The following is a 15,856-nucleotide window of genomic DNA, read 5'->3' on the forward strand; positions in this document are numbered from 1 at the left end:
AAGCCGGAGGGCTCACGTCCTCGAACATCGAGTGCCGTGGAAGGGCGTCTCCGCGTACGGATAGCCTGCCTCGACAGGGGAGGTTCCATTGTTGAGCGAGAGCGACGCACGCATCCTGGCCGAGGGGCTCATCGGCGAGTACTTGGCCGTCACCTCGGTGAAGCAGCGGCACGGGAAGTTCTACGTCTTCTATAACGCCACCGACGGGGGCGGTGGGATCGGCGGGAACGTCCCCCTGGAGGTCGATCCCGGGACTGGCCAGCACCGCTTCATCTCCATCGACGAGTACTTCGAGCTCGACCTCTGACCAGCCGCCCGCCGGTCAGGCAGCGCTGACCGCGAGCTCCGGTGGGGCGGGAAACGCCGCGAGTTCGTCGAAGAGCTCGCGTTGCTGGATGCAGTGGTAGAGCTGTCCGATCATGCGGTTGAAGAGGTTGCGCTGGGCGGCGGCATGCCAGTCGCCTTGCTCGCGGCGGCGCCGGTAGTGGGCGTTGGCCCCGGTGGATGCCCGGAGTGAGGCGAAGGCCCAGAGGTAGCCGGCGTGGTTGAGCCGGTCGTTCTTCACCCACCGTCTGGTGATGGCGGACTTCTTGCCGGAGGCTCGCGTGATGGGTGACGAGCCGGCGTAGGCCTTCAGGCCCCGGGCGTCGGCGAAGCGGGTGCGGTCGTCGCCGATCTCGGCGAGGACGCGGGCGGCGAGCTGGATGCCGAGTCCGGGGAAGCTCAGCAGGATCTCGGCGTCCGGGTGCTGGGGGAAGGCCTCTTCGACCGCTTCGGCGAGCTGGTCGGCGGCGGTGCAGGCGGCGTCCAGCTGGATGAGGAGGGCGAGCATCTGCTTGCCGAGCGCGTCCTCGACCAGCGGCGGCTGATGGGCCCATTCGTCCCGGAAGACTTCGCGGAGGCGTTCGGCCTCGGCTTCGATGCCGCGCTGGCGGCCGGCGCGCTTGAGGGCGGCCTGGATCTGGGTGCGGGTCAGCCGTGCGGCCCGGGTCGGTGTCGGGGCGGTCTTGAGGAGCTCGCGGGCCTCGGGTCGGCACAGGCCGTTGGTCCAGGGGGCGAAGGCGGTCAGGGCGGCGGGGTAGTACTCGCGCAGCAGGGAGCGGAGCTGGTTGGCGAGCTGCTGCCGGTTCCACAGAGAGTCCTGCTGGGCGCGGGCCAGGACGGTGATCGCGCGGCCGAGGTCGGAGTCGTCGGGCAGGGGCCGGTGGGCATGCATGTCGGTGCGCAGGATATTGGCCAGGACCAGGGCGTCGCCGGGGTCGGACTTTTTGCGCGAGACGCTGTGCCGGTCGCGGTAGCGGGCGGCGGCCATCGGGTTGATCGCGAACACCTTGCGCGTGCCGGTCCGCAGGACCGCGACGAGCAGGCCGCGGGAGGTCTCGATCGCGACCGGGATTGGGTTCTCGGCGGTGTCGCCGTACTCGGCGAGCAGCTCCAGCAGGATTTTGTAGCCGGCCGCGTCGTCGGTGATGTGCCGCTTGGCCAGCAGCTGGCCGGTGTCGTCGACCAGGGCGACGTCGTGGGTTTGTTCCGCCCAGTCGATTCCGCAGTAGATCAAGGTTCCTCTCACCAGAGTTCGGTGTTTGCGCTGGTCACGAGCGCATGCGGGCCACGCAGCGACCTAATCCCAGGCCTCGGCCGCAGCGCGGTCAGGCCGCCACCTCACTAGCCGTTCGTGGCACCAGCGCACCCCACGGGCCTCGGTCTATGCGGGAGCTCAGTCGGCTCGGGCGTATCAAGAAGTCACCGTGCGGCGGGCTCGCACCACGCACACCAACGAGTGATCAAGGTCGTAGGTGTTGACGGCGATGGCAGTCACGAAGGCGCTGAACGCCGTCGTTCTACAGATAGGCGTTGATCGCCTGGGTCTCGCAAGACATCCATCCAGCGCCCGCGTGACCGCCACCGCCCTGAGCACCACGACCGCGCACCGATCTACGTTGAGGCCTCCACGGCCCGGCTGCACCTGGATGTCACGGTCTGGTACTCGAACGCTCCGAGAAGCCCCTGCGTCTGCGGAACGCTCATAACTACGGATTAGGATCTCGCGGTTCGTGGCATACGCCGGACCTCTGGCCAGCGGATTTGAGGTTGTCTCATAGAGGCGGCACACGGCTCCGTCTCGCGAACGTGGCACTTCTTCTGCAGTGTGCGTCGCGCTGAGCGACACACACCCTTCTTGTTGGACGGTGGTCAGCCGCGGAGGGCTGCGGCGAAGAGGGCGGGGAGGTCCTGCCAGCGGGGGTGGGCGGCGAACTCGGTGAGGAGGCGGCTGGTGCGGGCGGCGGTGGTGTGGGTGACGAACCATGGGGGCTTGGGGGCGAGGGAGGCTTCGCCGCTCAGGATGGAGCGGGGCGCGGGGCGGAAGGGGCCGATGACGACAGTGCGTTCGGTGTGGTCCAGAAGGAGGGCGTTGTGGACGATGCCGATGCCGCTCTGCACGTCGTCGAGGGTGTGGCCGGGGTAGGCGCCCCAGGTGGCGCGGGGGGTGGCGTAGCCGACGCCGGTCCAGGCGTTGACCGCGATGGTCCCGTAGCGCAGGTCGGCGATGGCGCCGCGGAGTCGGTGGCCGAGGGCTTTGATGGTGTCGGGGTGGGCGATGAGGTTGGCGCCGAGGGTGCCGTGGAGACGTTCGTTGGCGGCGGTGACGGCGGCGTTGAGGAACTGTGTTCCGGTGCCGGGGATTTCGGCGATGCCGAGGACCGGTCCGAAGTATTCGGTCGTGAAGGCGGTCTCGTCGGGGTCGGTGAGATCCAGGCCGGTGAGAAGAGTGCGTTCCGGGGTGCCTCCAGGTTTCTCCGCGTGGGGGTGGAGGTCGCGTGCGGCCTGGACGCGGGCTTCGCAGCCGGGGTACCAGGCGGGGCGGGCCGGTGCGGTGGCGAGGACCCGGCGCAGCGCGGTGAGGAAGATGTTCTTCTGGGGCCAGTCGGAGCTGAGGATGAGGATCTGGCCGGCGATGCAGTTGCAGCCGCTGTTGTGCAGGCGCATGGTGGCGACGTGTTCGGCCTGGTAGCGCAGGTCCGCGTCGGACCAGGCGCCGGGCAGGACGATGATCGGCGAGACTCCGCCGAGCTCGCTGGTCATGGGCTTGGCCAGCTTGGGGGTGCTGGCGGCTTTGGCGTTCTTCGCCGTCTCGCCGGTTCCCCAGACCACGGCGTCGTGGGTGGCTGCGCTGCCGGTCATGTGGACGGCCGCGATGCCGGGGTGCTCCGCGAGCGCTCCTCCGGCCTCGGGCCCGCCGGTGACGATCTCGACCAGGCCGCGGTCGATGAGCGGCTTGAACACCGCCCGGTAGACATCGGCGAGCGGGTCGGTGGTGGGGTTGAGCTTGAGGACGGCGGTGCGGTTCTCGGCGTACAGCTGGTACAGCACGTCCAGGGGCGGGATGGAGAAGATGTTTCCGGCACCGAGGACGAGGGCGACTCCTCTGGTCTGGCGCGGGGTGCGCTGGGTGAGGCCGGCCGTGGCGCGCAGCTGTTCTTCGGTGGTGCCGGGGGTCGTCCAGACCTCGGCGTGGTAGCCGTTCATGAGCAGCTTGTCGTAGGTGTCGTGGGGCAGGACCTGGACGGCGAGGCGGCCGCCCGGGGCCCGGGTGATGCGGGTGCGGGCGAGGATGTCGGTTCCCTCGTCCAGGTGGCGCAGGGTCTCCTGGAGGGCCTGGAGGTAGGTGAGCAGGGCGTACGGTCCGCTCATCCATTCCTCTCCGACGAGCGGGGAGGAGGGGTTGAGCTGCTTGATCCCGGCCGCGATGCGAACCCATGCGTCGGCGGCTGTCGCCGTGGCGGCCGCGACGTCGAGGAGCAGCCGGCGCCGTTCGTGCAGGTTCGTACGGGCCCAGGCGCGTTCACCTCTGGTGAGTCGCCCGACGAGGGTGTCGAGGTCGGTGGCGGGTGTGGTGGTCATGAGGGGTCCTCGCTCAGGTGTCGGGGGTCAGGAGAGCTCGGAGAGGATCTCGCCGGCGACGCGGTGGCCGGATTCGGCGGCCCCGTCGATGTAGCCGGCCCAGCGCCTGGCGGTCTCGGTGCCGGCCCAGTGCAGGGGACCGACCGGGCGGCGCAGGGCCGAGCCGAAGCGGGTGAGGGTGCCGGGTACGGCGAAGGCCCCGTAACAACCGCGGCTGTGCTCCTCCTCCGCCCAGTCGCGTTCGATGTAGGCGATGGGGTTGCGGGCCTTGGGGCCGAAGTAGCCGACGAGGTCATCGATCACCTGGGCGCGGCGCTCGTCGGGGTCCATGCGTGAGCCGGTGTCGGCGTGGCGTCCTTCGAGGAAACCGACGAGCACGCCGCACGAGCCGTCGTGGGGGGTGTTGTCGAGGACGGTGCCGAAGGGGCGGTGGGTGCTGTTGGCCTGTCCGCTGAGGCCGGCGTGGCGCCAGAACGGTTCGTCGTAGGCGACGTTGATCTTGATGACCCGGCCCATCGGCATCCGCTGAATGAGCTGGTCGCGCTCTCCAGGGAGGCCGGGGGTGTAGCGGATGCGGGCGGCGAGCGGCGGCGGGACGGCGACCACGGCACGCTTGGCGTGCACCGTCGGGCCGTTGCGCGTGGTGACCCGGACACCCGAGGTCACCGAGGGCTGCCAGTCGATGTCGGGGACGGGCGCTTCCAGGACGACCCGGTCGCCGAGTTCCCTGGCCAGTTCGAGCGCGATGCGCTGCGTCCCGCCGACGACGCGGTCCTGCTGAGCCCCGCCGACGACGTTGATCAGCGGATCGAGGCCGCCGGCGGCGCCGACGTAGAAGGCGGCCCACAGGGCGGACATGTCCTCGGGCTCGTTGGAGAAGACCGCCTCGGTGACCAACCGGAAGAAGGCGCGCCCGCCCCTGGTGCGCGCGGTCCTGCGCAGCCAGGTGTCGAAGGTCTGGCGGTCCAGTGCCTCGGCCCCGGGCGCCCGCCACGGGTCGGTCGCCGCGACCTGGCGGGCGATCTGGTCCAGGCGGTACTGGGTCTGTCCGATGTCGGCCAGGACGAGCGGGTTGAGCTTGGGGATCCGGCCTGTGTACAGGGAGCGGGTGGCGCCGAACTCCCCGATGTGCTCGCCCTCGCCGTACGTGGGGTACGTCTTCAGGCCCAGTTCCCCGATCAGCTCCAGGGCCTGGTGCTGAGTGGGCCCGACCCACTGGCCACCCACCTCGATGGGGGCGCCGCCGGGCAGCTCTCCGTTGAGGAGCCGGCCGCCAACGCGGTCGCGTGCCTCCAGAACCAGTACGTCGACTCCCTCCCGGACAAGGTCACGGGCGGCCACCAGCCCCGCCACCCCAGCCCCGACGATCACCACGTCCACGTCCGCGTCCAGCGACTTCTCCATCACGCCCACCATTCATACAGAGTGCATCTGACATACACAACGTATGTGATATCCATGACGTATGGAATCCCTGCGCGAGAAGTACGCCGAGAACACGCGCCGCACCCTGCTGGACACGGGGCTGCGGCTCTTCACAGAACGTGACTACGCCAGCATCTCCGCGGAAGAACTCGTGCGCACCGCCGGGCTGACCCGGGGTGCGCTCTACCACCACTTCGACGGCAAGCCCGGACTCTTCGAGGCCGTCTTCGAAGACCTGGAACGACAAGCCGCCGAACGCATCCGGTCGGTGATCGCTCCCGTACCCGACCCGCGCGAGCGCGCCTATCGGGGTGTCGAGGCGTTCCTCGACGTCTGCGCCGAGCCCGCCTACCGGAACATCGTGCTCCAGCAGGGGCCGGTGGCACTGGGTTGGCAGCGGTGGCGCGAGCTGGACCACCGGTACCTCGGCGGCCTGGTCCTCGAGGTCGTGAACGCCGCGCTGGACGCCGGCCGCCTGCGGCCCCACCCGGCCCATCTGGTCGCCCGGGCCTTCTACGGCGCGCTCACCGAGCTCTCCCTCACGGTGGCGGAGACGGACGAGCCGGAGCAGGCCCGCTCCCAGGCCGCCGCACTCGTCCGCGATCTCATCGGCGGAGTGGTGACCGACGGCGGCACGCCTCTGGCGTGACGCTGGCCGGCGATGTCGAACGCCAGGTCCGGATAGCAGGAAATCCCTGCTCAAGCACCGTGGCTGGCGACAGCCGTAGCTCCGATATGCAGGAGTGTCGCTCGGCCGAGCCGACTGGAGTCGACGAGCAGGCTGTTGACTCGGCGGGCTGTGGGCTCAGTGACGCCCTCGACGTGCGCGTCTCAGATGTGTGGCCAAGTGGCCACCTGGTGGCCAACCGTCCTGAGATTCGGCCAAGAAGGCTGAGACCCTACACGCCGCAACGTACGGTCGACCCATGGCATCCGACAAGACGGTCGCCCGAAGGCCCGGTCGCCCGCGGCCCCACCCCCGAGCGCGGGCGGCCGGCCATCGTTTCTGACTGGGGTGCCTAGGTATTCGGCTACGCCATGGGGTCGAGCGGGGTGATGCCGGTGGCCGCGTACAGGCCGGGGACCAGCGACAGGACGGTGACCGGTTCGCCCTCGCGGGCCGCGTTCCAGGCGATGGCCGCCGCGTGGGCGACCGGCCATTCCGTGTTGGGCCAGGCCATGGCGTCGACCGCGTGGCCCGCGGTGAACGCGACGCTTTCGGAGAAGCGAAGCCGGGTGGCGTGCTTGCCGGCCCCTGGGGCCTGCCGCTCGGCGGCGAGCGCGGCCAGAGAGGGCACGAGAATGCGGCCGGTGCCGCGGGAGGCCTCGATGTACAGCCCCGTGAAGAACGGGTCCGCCTGATACAGCGCGGTCAGCGCGGAGTGGTCGAGAACCGCCGTCAGGTTCACGCGGCCCGGCCCTGATGGGCGCGGATCTTCGCCCAGGCGTCCTGACCGGCCTGCTGGACCTGCTCGGTGTAATCCACCCCGAGCTCGCGCGCGGCCTCGGCGGCGCGCTGCTCCCGCTCGGCCGCGGTGAGCTCCTTCGACGCGAGCTCCGCGATCAGATCGGTGATCGTCGTACCGCGTTCCTCCGCCAGCCGTCGCAGCCGGTCACGGACTTCCTCACTGGTCTTGATACTCGTCGGCTTGCTCATAACGCGATTCTACCGCCGGTAGAACCTGGCGTCGCTGTTCCTGCCCCGTCGGGGCAGGAACAGGCCGCGTGTCCCCTATCGGACGAGGTGACCGGCCGTGCCAGCGCACTGTTGATCCGCACATGAACAAGATCGTCAATGCCGTACTCGGGGCCGGTCTCCTGGCCTCCGCTCTCACCCCCGCCGCGAGTGCCGCCGCCCCTGTCGACCCCGCCCGCGACGCGCACATCCAGCTCACCGCCGCCCGCACCCAGGGCGAGACCGAGGCCGTCGGATTCATCTGGCTCGACTGCCCGGGCCGGTCAGGACAGGACCACCCCCGGACCCGCGAAGCCTGCGCCGACCTGCACACCGCCCACGGCGACTTCGCCCGCCTGCCCGGGCAGGACACCGCCATCTGCTCGAACGACGCCGGCCCGGTCACAGTGACCGCCCACGGCACCTACCAGGGCCGACAGGTCCACTGGGAGCACACCTACGACAACGACTGCGAGCTCACGCTTGCCACCGGCCCCGTCTTCGACTTCTGACCCCTGCTCCGATCCGCACGTCGAGACATCGGCAGCCGTGACACCCCGGCAGACGCTGCCCCGGCCGCGAGACGGATAAGCCCGCTGGCGCGGTGGACTCAGAAAAACGTTGGTAGCAGGCTCTGCTGTGTGACCACCTACGACTTCACCCGCCAGGCGGGCGAGATAGCGGCCTGGTACCTGGCCGTGCTCGCCGACCTTTATCCGGCCGGCCCCGACCGCGACGCCAAGGTGTTGCTCCTGGCCCACTTTGATGAGTTCGCCCGACTCGCGGCCCAGAACCCCTCGCCCGCCGTCGGCGCCGCGGCCGTGCAGTAGGCGAGGACGCTGCTCGTGCTGGCCGACGCCGAGCGGGACGCCGGACGCCCGGGGTGGCAGCACGAGTAGACCGAGGCGTACGAACACTACGTCCCCAGCCACGACCAGGTCTTCGGCCCGCTCGCCTGACCGGCCCTCAGCACAGGATGTGGCGGCGGGCCTTGGCCAGGAGAGGGTCGAGCGGCCGACGGCACGCCTCGCACACCAGAGTCCCGGCTGGCACCCGGGGTGGTGGAGGCGTGGGGGCAGGCGCCCGGGCAGCCCGCTCCTGGGCGGCCCGGACGGACTGCGCGTACCGGGCCGCGTCCTCCTGGCGCCGCTGTACCTCCCGGTGCACCTCCTGCTGGGAGTCAAGCAGCCGCCTGTGCACGTCCTCCGGCAGCACCGCCCCGTGCGCCGTCAGGCCCAGCGAGCCGAGCGGCATCGTCACCCGTTCGAGCTCGTCCAGCGCGCACGGCGGGTGGTGGAGTCCGTACACCGACAGGTCCGGCGCCTTCCACCACTCCCCCACCTGCCGGTGCGGACGCCCGAGCGAGGTGGCCGCCTCCCGCTTGGAGACGGAGTAGAACCACACCGGCAGGCCCTCGCTGAGCACGATGTGCGGGAAGTGCACCCGCGGCCGCCAGAACCAGACGTCGACCACGCCCTGGCGGAGGTAGTCGCGGTGCCGCTGCCGCCAGCCGTCGTCGGTCATCAGCCTGCGCTGCGCCTCCAGCGCGATCTTCGTTCCGTCCTCCAGCAGCACCTCGACGTCGGCCCGCCGGTCACGGTCCTCCGTCCACTGCTCCAGCCGCACCCGGGCGACCCCGGGCCGCGTCCGCGCCCAGGCCGCCAGCGTGTGCTTGGTCGTGATGTGCCAGACCGTCTCCGGGCCGTGGCCGCCGTCCGGGGCCTGCCCGGGCGGGTGCGCGAAGTGCCGGCGGACCTTCCCGCCCAGCCGTCCGCGCGTCACCAGCGGCACCCGGGTGCCCGCCGGGGCCTCGAAGCCGTGGAAGCAGTAGAAGCACACCAGCTGGCCCGTGCCGCCGTACCCGAGCCGCTTCCACAGCTCCGGCGGCCCCTCGGAGATGTGCACCTCCCGCCGGGTCTCCAGGTCGAAGCCGACCACGAGTAAGTCGTCCTGCACCGCACCCCTCCCCTTCATAACAAGGCCGCCCCGGCAGCTGCGGCCCTTGGGCGTCCAGCCCGGTGGCCGTCATATCGAAACGGTAGCGGCAGAGATGATCACGCCAGATAAAGTGCAATATCCATCGTGAAGGGCCTCTGAGCTGCGGAAGTTTCCGCAGCTCAGAGGCCCTTCACGATGTCGGCGGCCGGTGGTCCGCTGTTCACGGTTGCCTCAGATTCGCAGAGTCTTCTGGCAGTCCACCAAGAATGCCTGGGTCGCGTCAGACAGCTTGCCCACTGCTTCAGCTACCAGCCCGAACCGGGGAACGTCGGCAAGCGTCACGTTATCTGCGTCCATGACCAAGATCATGGCCGCGTTCATGACCTCCCTGCCGGAGCGCTCCACCTCCTCGGGCCCTTCGAGCTGAATGAGGGCATACCTGGCCATGAGCAGGCGCCGAAGCCGGTTAAGTTCTTGCACCCACTCCTCCGGGTCTGGGTTCGCACCCCTGACCCGGTAGCCGTTAGCGGAGTTGGGGTCGGCGGAGACTGCAAGCTCCGTAGCCGCGCTGACGAACGCTGCGTAGGCCTCTCTCCGTTTGTCCCGCCTATGTGCGTCCAGTGGTGCGCGTTGCGCCGCACGAGAAGAAATCGCTGCTGCACCAAGCGCTCCAGCGGCACCGACCACGACGCCAACCAAGGCCCATATCTCAGCGTTCATGCCGGGAGTTTAGGCTCCTTGCTGGACACGATGACGTCGCCGCCGACTCAGTCAACACCGTGCGCCAGCGCGCCAGCGACGTCGGCCGCGAGGCCGTAGCCGGGACTGTCGTCGAGGAGTTCCTTGCGGGCGTTATAGCGCTGGGTGGTGCGGGAGTCCTTGTGATCCGCCCACCGCTGCACCTTGTCGGGACGGGCATCGGGCCTGGCCAGGGCGTGGGTGACGGCGTCGCCCTTCACGCCGTGCGGGCCGCGCAGCGGCAGGTCGGCGCGCTTGGCGAGAGCCTGGAGGGTGCGCCAGACGGCGGGTTCGTCGAGCTGGCCGCCGCTGGCTGTGCAGAACAGCCAGCCGGTCTCTCGGCCGTCGAGGTAGTCCTGGAGCGCGTCCCACGCGGCTGGCGGGATCGGCTTCTTCACCCGGCCGCCGCCCTTCACCTTCTCCAGCAGCAGCACCCGGTGCCCCTTGTCGTACCCGAGGTCCTCCACACGGGCGCTGAGCAGGGCGTCGATGCGCAGGCAGCAGGTGTAGAGCACCAGGAGCATGGCGTAGGTGCGCTTGCGGTACGCCGCGATGCGGTGCGCGTCCCGGGCCGTGAGCAGCAGCTTCGCCCACTCCTGCTCGGTGTAGCCGGGAGTCGCCGAGTAGTCCGGATCGATCACCGGTCGCTGGACGGCGTCGAAGGGGTTCTTCACCCCGTCGTCACTGACCTTGTCCCAGTATGAGAAGAAGGAGGAGGCTGCCGACAGGGCGTTCGCCCGTGACGCGTCTGAGTACGGCTTCCCGGCGCGCACCATCTCGCCGCGCTGGCCGCCCTTGACCCGGACCCAGGTCGGCGTCTGCTCCAACCACAGCCGGAACGCGTCGGCCAGGGCGAACTTGACGGCCATCGGGTGGGTCCCGTGCTCGCGGGCGAACTCCTCGAAGACCTTGAACCCGCGGGCGTAGGAGCGGCGGGTGTTGTCCGAGCGCTGGTGGGCGATCCAGGTGGCGGCGAGGGTGGGCAGCACGTCGTCCTCGCCGTACAACGCGGTGAGGTGCTCGTACAGCCGGCGGGCGTGCTCGGGCCACAGGTCGCGCGGGTCACGCCGGGCGGTGGCCAGGGCTCGCGCGCCGCCGGGGACGAGAGGGTGGTCGGCCTCAGGAGCGCTCACGGGCCGCTCCCGTCGCTGCCTGGTCGCGGAGGTCGGCGAGGAGCCGCACCACCTCGCCGTCGGCGTGGAGTTCCCCCGACGCGATGCGGTCCTGAAGCCGGGAGGCCCGGGCGGCAAGTTCGCGCAGCGCGGCCGCGGCCGACTCCTCAGCGGCCGCCGCGGCAGCGACCGCGCGCCGCACGCCGCCCTCCCGAGGCCGGGTCCGAAGTTGTCCTTCTTCGTCCCGGTGAGACCGGACGAGGGCCTCCACGTCCATGAAGTGCCCAGCGCGCTCCTCAGAGGTCAAGAAGTCGAGCAGGCAGTCGGCGACCCGCAGAGCCACATTCGCTGACGGCGTCCCGTGCTCCGAGTGGGGGGACAGCGCGCGGTGGGTAGTGCTCATAGGAATGCCGGATCGTTCTGAGATCGTCCGCAGGGTCGGGGCTCCGGCGGCTACGTGCAGTTCTTTGAGCCGCCCGGAGACCATCAGGTCGAGGGCTTGGGCTTCGAGGCTCATAGGGGCGAGCGCTGGCCGCCGGGTCGCCTTCGACGCCGCAGCCCACATGCGGTTCACGGAGGCGAACTCGGGCTCCGGGACGTGGCACGCGCGGAGGAACGCCTCCACGGCTTCCCAGGTGGGGACGGTCCGGCCGGACAGTGCCCGGGAGAGCGAGGCGGGGCTGTAGCTCGCCCGCTCGCTCAGCTCGCGGTAGCTCAGCCGCTGGGCGTCCTTCAAGTCGCGGAGTGCCTGCGCGAGTTCCCGGGCCGGGCCAGGCGCGTCATCCGGCAGCGGCGATTCAGGGCGGCCCATCAGTTCTGACCTCCTTCGTTGCGTAGTTTTTTCATTGTTCCATAGAATGTGGGACAGGTGGCGGGGTGGCGGTGGCCGCTCGGTTCGCCGTGCCTCGGCGCGCCCACCGACTTCATGGACTCGTACCGGGAGGCGTACCTCATGTCCACTCTCCAGCCGGCGCTCGTGGCGAGCGGTGCCGTCGTCGCCCTGGTGCTGGCCTTCGCCACCTTCCGGCTGGCCGCGACGGCGGCGATGCCGAACGGCAGGTGCTGGGCGGCGGCGGGTGCGGCGGTCGCGGCCTGGGCGGTCGACCTCGCAGCCGTCTTCGGCACGCTAGGGCTGCCCGCGCAGAGCCCGGACCAGGTCCGGATCGCCTGGACGGTGTTCGGGGTGCTGTGCGCCATCGGGGTCGCCGTCTTCGCGTATGCCGTGAACGGGCCGGCCCCCGCGCCTGTCGGGACCGCCGCCCCGGCGCCGGAGTCGGTCCGGGCCCTGCGGGCCTTCGCCGCAGGCGGCGCGCTCACCGGCGCGTTGAGCGTCATGGGGGTGGTGGCCCTGCTTCTCGGCTGACCTTCACCGCCCTTTCGTCCAACCCCGGCCGTCGACGGCCGGGGTTTCTTCATGCCCGCGCCCCGGATGGGCCCTCCGGGTGCGTCGAGGCGCCGGACGGCGCCGTACACCGACGCAGAGAAGAATGTGACCTTTACTTCCGGCAAGTCGGGTGATTCACCTGTTTGCGGAACACTTTGATCCGGCGTCAGCATACGCACAGGATAACCGTAATTATCCTGTGCGTTCGGAAAAGCGCGCGGTTGTCACCCCAAGGCTGACATCACCCACCTGTCAGCCTTGGGGTGACAACGTGCGAAGTGGCTTCCCGAGCGGGCGATATGGCCATCATGGCTCGGGCGTCACAGGGCGCGGTGTAGGCGATGTCGGCGCGTGTACCGGGCACTCGCTGTCCTAGAGTGGAAGTCGGCCGCCTTGCGTCGGCCCGACTCCGAGTCGTGTCGCGCCCACGCCGCGGACGGCGATGAGGACAAGGGGCTCCGCCTCACGCACTTACACCTGCCTGTCCGTGGCCGAGTGCCCGCGGCGGGGATGCATGGGGTCGCCGCCATCCCCGGGACTCGGGAGAGACCGTGACCACCGACAAGCAGTTCAAGAAGGACGTCCGCAAGCTCGCCGACGCCGAAGGCATCTCGTACACCGCTGCCCGCCGGCGCCTGGCCACCGAAACCGAGGAGGCCCCCCAGGACTCCGCCACGATGGTGGCCGGTCTGGTTGCCCGCAGCTGCGGCAAGTTCACCGCCGGGGAGGTCGCCGACCGGGCGGAGCGGGGCGGTCAGGAGTACGCCAAGTACCTCGCCGCCGGTCGGGAGGCCGCGATCGAGACCCTCGAATACGCCATGGAGCACAGGGTGGATACGGTTGATGGCGAGCTGGCTGCCGTCGCAGCCAGCAAGGGGATGCCGATCACTACGGATGACCTGGCCGAGGCTCTGCGGCGGGTCCGTGACGACAGCCTGGTCATCGACGACGGCTCGTCCGTCGCCGAGGCTGCCTACTGGGTCGCGGACCGCTACTGGATGCATCGCTGGAACAACGCGCTGGACTGGGCAGTCATCGGGGAGTACGGCACGGTCGTCGGACCGAACGTGTACCAGCGGTTCGCGCTCCACGAGTGGATGGCGCCCTGCGCCCACGTGACCGCCACCACTCGCACCGGACCGCGCACCGATCTACGTTGAGGCCTCCGTGGGGCCCGGCTGCACCCGGATGTCACGGTCTGGTACTCGAACGCTCCGAGAAGCCCATGCTCCTGCGGATCGCTCATAACTACGGATTAGTACTCCAGCCGGACTTTGGTGTTGTGCCTGGTCAACGGCTTGGGAGTGGGGAGTGTAGCGGGATGTGGCCGGGTGCTGGGCGGGTTCGCCCGGCCCGTCCCGCGAACGAGTGCCCCCGCCGCGTGTAGTGGAAGCGGTCCGGACAGCCACTCCGTGTGATCGATGATGTACCCGCCACCGAGTGGGAACAGGGACTGGAAGAACTCTTCCTGCAGATCGGCCACCGCTTCGGCCGCGTCGAGCCGAGACGGCGGATGCGGGACTACACCCGTGGCCTCCTCGGCCCAGTGGGCAGGAAGAACTCCTGGCAACTGGCCGAGTTCGCGGGGCATTCCACTCCCGACGGGCTGCAGCACCTGCTGGCGAAGAGTCGCTGGGAGGCCGACGAGATCCGCGACGACCTGCAGGAATACGTTGCCGAGCACCTTGGCGCCGACGACGGTGTTCTGATCATCGACGGCACCGGGTTCGTCAAGAAGGGCTGCACCTCGGCCGGGGTGCAACGGCAGTACTCCGGCACCGCCGGCCGCACCGAGAACTGCCAGATCGGCGTCTTCGCCGCCTATGCCACCACTCGCGGACACGCCCTGATCGACCGCGAGCTCTACCTGCCCAAGTCCTGGACCGACGACGCCAAACGCTGCCGAGCCGCCCGCATCCCCGAACAACGCGACTTCGCGACCAAGAACGACCTCGCCCGCACCATGGTCCTGCGAGCCCAGGCCTCCCCACTGCCCATCGCCTGGGTCACCGCGGATGCCGCCTACGGACAGGACTCCCGCTTCCGCCGCTTCCTCGAAGACTCGGGCCTGTCCTACGTCATGGCCGTCCCGAAGTCCCAGCAGGTCCACGGACCCCGCATCGACCACCTCATCGGCCAGGCCCCGGCCGAGGCATGGCAACGTCTGTCCTGCGGCGACGGAGCCAAAGGACCGCGGCTCTACGACTGGGCCGCCGCCCGCCTGCCTGCGGTCTGGGAGTTCGACGGCGACGAGCCCACCCGGCAACGCTGGATGCTCGCCCGTCGCAGCATCACCAAGCCCGACGAGATTACGTACTTCCTCGCCTCCGCACCCTTGCACGCCACGGTTGCCGACCTCGCGCGGATCGCAGGATGCCGTTGGAAGATCGAGGAGTGCTTCCAGAGTGCGAAGAACGAATGCGGTCTGGATCAGTACGAGGTCCGCCGTTACGTCGGCTGGTATCGGCACATCACCCTGGCCATGCTCGCCCACGCCTTCCTGGCCGTCGTTGCCGCCCAGGAACGAGAAAAGGGGGAGCCGGCCACAACACGCCCGAGCTCGTGGACCTCACCCCGGCCGAGATCCGCCGTCTGCTGGCAGCTCGGCACCGACGTCCTTCTCAACAGAGGGACCACGCGGTGAACTGGTCACGATGGCGTCGCCGACACCAGGCCCGGGCCCGGCACTTCCACTACACGCGGCGGGGGCACTCGTTCGCGGGACGGGCCGGGCGAACCCGCCCAGCACCCGGCCACATCCCGCTATACTCCCCACTCCCAAGCCGTTGACCAGGCACAACACCAAAGTCCGGCTGGAGTGCTAGGGCGTCGCAGGTGGGTGATCGAACGGACCATGTCCTGGCCGACCGGCTACCGCCGGCTCAACCACCGCTATGAGCGCTGTCCCCGCAACTACCTGCCCTTTCTCGGCCTGGCCGCAGCTCTCTGCTGCTACAAGCGACTCCTCAAACTCACCACATAGGACACAGTCCTATTAGCGTCATCAAGCTTGCCGAGATTCGGGATAGGCCATTCGGCTGCCCAATCGGGGCGAGCGGATCAGATAGCAGGGCCCCGTTCCTGGCGTCGATGGAATCGATAGCACGATTTTGCCGGCAATGTGGCGGGGATTCAGGCTCGTGACCCTACACTCTATCGACTGGAGTCGCGATCTCTCGTGCGGGGGCGTTCGCGCTCTTGACGCTCCGAAGCGGGAATGGCGTCCCTCACTCGCGCATCAACCATGCGAGTCACCAAATGCTGTGCCGCGCCGAATGCTGCTGCCCAGGCGAGAATCTGCGTAGAAGTATCGAGATCGGACAATCCGGGAACGAACCGCCCCCGAATCAGCATGAGTCCCACAAGCGCAGAGAGAGCCCCTGCAGGGATCTTCAGTGTCGCCGAAGCCAATTGAATTCGATATGGCGCACTCGTCGGCCACATGCTATGCAGTGACGCAATAGCAGTCAATGCAGCGCCGAACGCGCCTGCGATTTCAATCAGCAGGATATCGGCGGCCGTGGTATGTAGGTTAGCCCCCTCTCCCGAAGGGCAGACGTCAATTACGACCGGCCGGATGCCGGGTTTGGTCGCCTCGAAGCATAGATCCATCACGGGGATCCGATGCAAGTAGAGGGCGAGTGTAAAACCTGCGAGCAGGATGGAGGTTAGGATGGTCGA

General features: G+C 69.3%; 16 protein-coding genes and 1 pseudogene. 8 read left to right on the forward strand and 9 right to left on the reverse strand.

What is annotated here, in order from left to right:
* Nucleotides 1–91: 91 nt before the first annotated feature.
* The gene (locus tag ACIGW4_RS33435; RefSeq protein WP_399585030.1) at nucleotides 92–307 is read left to right on the forward strand and encodes a hypothetical protein; all 216 of its coding nucleotides are present in this window, start codon (nucleotides 92–94) and stop codon (nucleotides 305–307) included.
* Nucleotides 308–322: 15 nt separating this feature from the next.
* Here ACIGW4_RS33435 and ACIGW4_RS33440 read toward each other — a convergent pair whose 3' ends face one another.
* From ACIGW4_RS33440 to ACIGW4_RS33450, 3 genes are all read right to left on the reverse strand, one after another.
* Nucleotides 323–1,558 (reverse strand): IS110 family transposase, encoded by a 1,236-nt coding sequence (locus ACIGW4_RS33440; RefSeq protein WP_399585033.1) that lies wholly within the window; start codon nucleotides 1,556–1,558, stop codon nucleotides 323–325.
* Nucleotides 1,559–2,193: 635 nt separating this feature from the next.
* Nucleotides 2,194–3,903, reverse strand: coding sequence for an aldehyde dehydrogenase family protein (locus tag ACIGW4_RS33445; RefSeq protein ID WP_399585035.1), 1,710 nt, complete (start codon nucleotides 3,901–3,903; stop codon nucleotides 2,194–2,196).
* Between the two features lie 27 nt (nucleotides 3,904–3,930).
* Nucleotides 3,931–5,319 carry a flavin monoamine oxidase family protein gene (locus ACIGW4_RS33450; protein WP_399585038.1) on the reverse strand — a complete coding sequence of 463 codons (1,389 nt, stop codon included), beginning with the start codon at nucleotides 5,317–5,319 and terminating at the stop codon, nucleotides 3,931–3,933.
* A gap of 49 nt (nucleotides 5,320–5,368) precedes the next feature.
* Between ACIGW4_RS33450 and ACIGW4_RS33455 the strand changes: the two genes are divergently transcribed.
* Entirely contained in the window at nucleotides 5,369–5,977 is a 609-nt protein-coding gene (locus tag ACIGW4_RS33455; RefSeq protein ID WP_399585040.1) for a TetR/AcrR family transcriptional regulator, read from the forward strand.
* Between the two features lie 382 nt (nucleotides 5,978–6,359).
* Here the strand turns inward: ACIGW4_RS33455 and ACIGW4_RS33460 are convergent, their stop codons facing one another.
* Both ACIGW4_RS33460 and ACIGW4_RS33465 read right to left on the reverse strand, forming a co-directional pair.
* Nucleotides 6,360–6,737 (reverse strand): hypothetical protein, encoded by a 378-nt coding sequence (locus tag ACIGW4_RS33460; RefSeq protein ID WP_399585041.1) that lies wholly within the window; start codon nucleotides 6,735–6,737, stop codon nucleotides 6,360–6,362.
* Nucleotides 6,734–6,985, reverse strand: coding sequence for a hypothetical protein (locus tag ACIGW4_RS33465; RefSeq protein ID WP_359588940.1), 252 nt, complete (start codon nucleotides 6,983–6,985; stop codon nucleotides 6,734–6,736). Before ACIGW4_RS33465 ends, ACIGW4_RS33460 begins: the two co-directional genes overlap by 4 nt.
* Nucleotides 6,986–7,107: 122 nt before the next feature.
* On the opposite strand from ACIGW4_RS33465, the gene ACIGW4_RS33470 reads away from it, so the two are divergent.
* Together ACIGW4_RS33470 and ACIGW4_RS33475 are read left to right on the forward strand one after the other, a co-directional pair.
* A complete protein-coding gene (locus tag ACIGW4_RS33470; RefSeq protein WP_399585043.1) occupies nucleotides 7,108–7,515 on the forward strand; it encodes an SSI family serine proteinase inhibitor in 408 nt (135 codons plus the stop codon).
* 129 nt (nucleotides 7,516–7,644) lie between these two features.
* The gene (locus ACIGW4_RS33475; RefSeq protein ID WP_399585046.1) at nucleotides 7,645–7,833 is read left to right on the forward strand and encodes a hypothetical protein; all 189 of its coding nucleotides are present in this window, start codon (nucleotides 7,645–7,647) and stop codon (nucleotides 7,831–7,833) included.
* A 136-nt stretch (nucleotides 7,834–7,969) separates the two neighbouring features.
* On the opposite strand, the gene ACIGW4_RS33480 is transcribed toward ACIGW4_RS33475, so the two are convergent.
* From ACIGW4_RS33480 to ACIGW4_RS33495, 4 genes are all read right to left on the reverse strand, one after another.
* Entirely contained in the window at nucleotides 7,970–8,959 is a 990-nt protein-coding gene (locus tag ACIGW4_RS33480; RefSeq protein ID WP_399585049.1) for a competence protein CoiA family protein, read from the reverse strand.
* A 213-nt stretch (nucleotides 8,960–9,172) separates the two neighbouring features.
* Nucleotides 9,173–9,661: a hypothetical protein gene (locus tag ACIGW4_RS33485; RefSeq protein ID WP_399585051.1), complete on the reverse strand. Its 489-nt coding sequence runs from the start codon at nucleotides 9,659–9,661 to the stop codon at nucleotides 9,173–9,175.
* A gap of 47 nt (nucleotides 9,662–9,708) precedes the next feature.
* On the reverse strand, nucleotides 9,709–10,812 hold the full coding sequence (locus ACIGW4_RS33490; RefSeq protein ID WP_399585053.1) for a tyrosine-type recombinase/integrase: 1,104 nt from the start codon (nucleotides 10,810–10,812) through the stop codon (nucleotides 9,709–9,711).
* Nucleotides 10,799–11,602, reverse strand: a complete 804-nt coding sequence (locus ACIGW4_RS33495; RefSeq protein WP_399585056.1) for a helix-turn-helix domain-containing protein — start codon at nucleotides 11,600–11,602, stop codon at nucleotides 10,799–10,801. Before ACIGW4_RS33495 ends, ACIGW4_RS33490 begins: the two co-directional genes overlap by 14 nt.
* Nucleotides 11,603–11,659: 57 nt before the next feature.
* On the opposite strand from ACIGW4_RS33495, the gene ACIGW4_RS33500 reads away from it, so the two are divergent.
* From ACIGW4_RS33500 to ACIGW4_RS33515, 4 genes and pseudogenes are all read left to right on the forward strand, one after another.
* Entirely contained in the window at nucleotides 11,660–12,154 is a 495-nt protein-coding gene (locus ACIGW4_RS33500; protein ID WP_399585058.1) for a hypothetical protein, read from the forward strand.
* A gap of 572 nt (nucleotides 12,155–12,726) precedes the next feature.
* On the forward strand, nucleotides 12,727–13,335 hold the full coding sequence (locus ACIGW4_RS33505) for a hypothetical protein (RefSeq protein ID WP_399585060.1): 609 nt from the start codon (nucleotides 12,727–12,729) through the stop codon (nucleotides 13,333–13,335).
* 254 nt (nucleotides 13,336–13,589) lie between these two features.
* Entirely contained in the window at nucleotides 13,590–14,819 is a 1,230-nt protein-coding gene (locus ACIGW4_RS33510; RefSeq protein WP_399585062.1) for an IS701 family transposase, read from the forward strand.
* A gap of 177 nt (nucleotides 14,820–14,996) precedes the next feature.
* Nucleotides 14,997–15,158, forward strand: a pseudogene (locus tag ACIGW4_RS33515) (transposase); the annotation flags it as partial.
* Nucleotides 15,159–15,856 lie beyond the last annotated feature (698 nt).

It is taken from the genome of Streptomyces sp. NPDC053513 (genome assembly GCF_044544765.1).
Taxonomy (GTDB): domain Bacteria; phylum Actinomycetota; class Actinomycetes; order Streptomycetales; family Streptomycetaceae; genus Streptomyces; species Streptomyces litmocidini.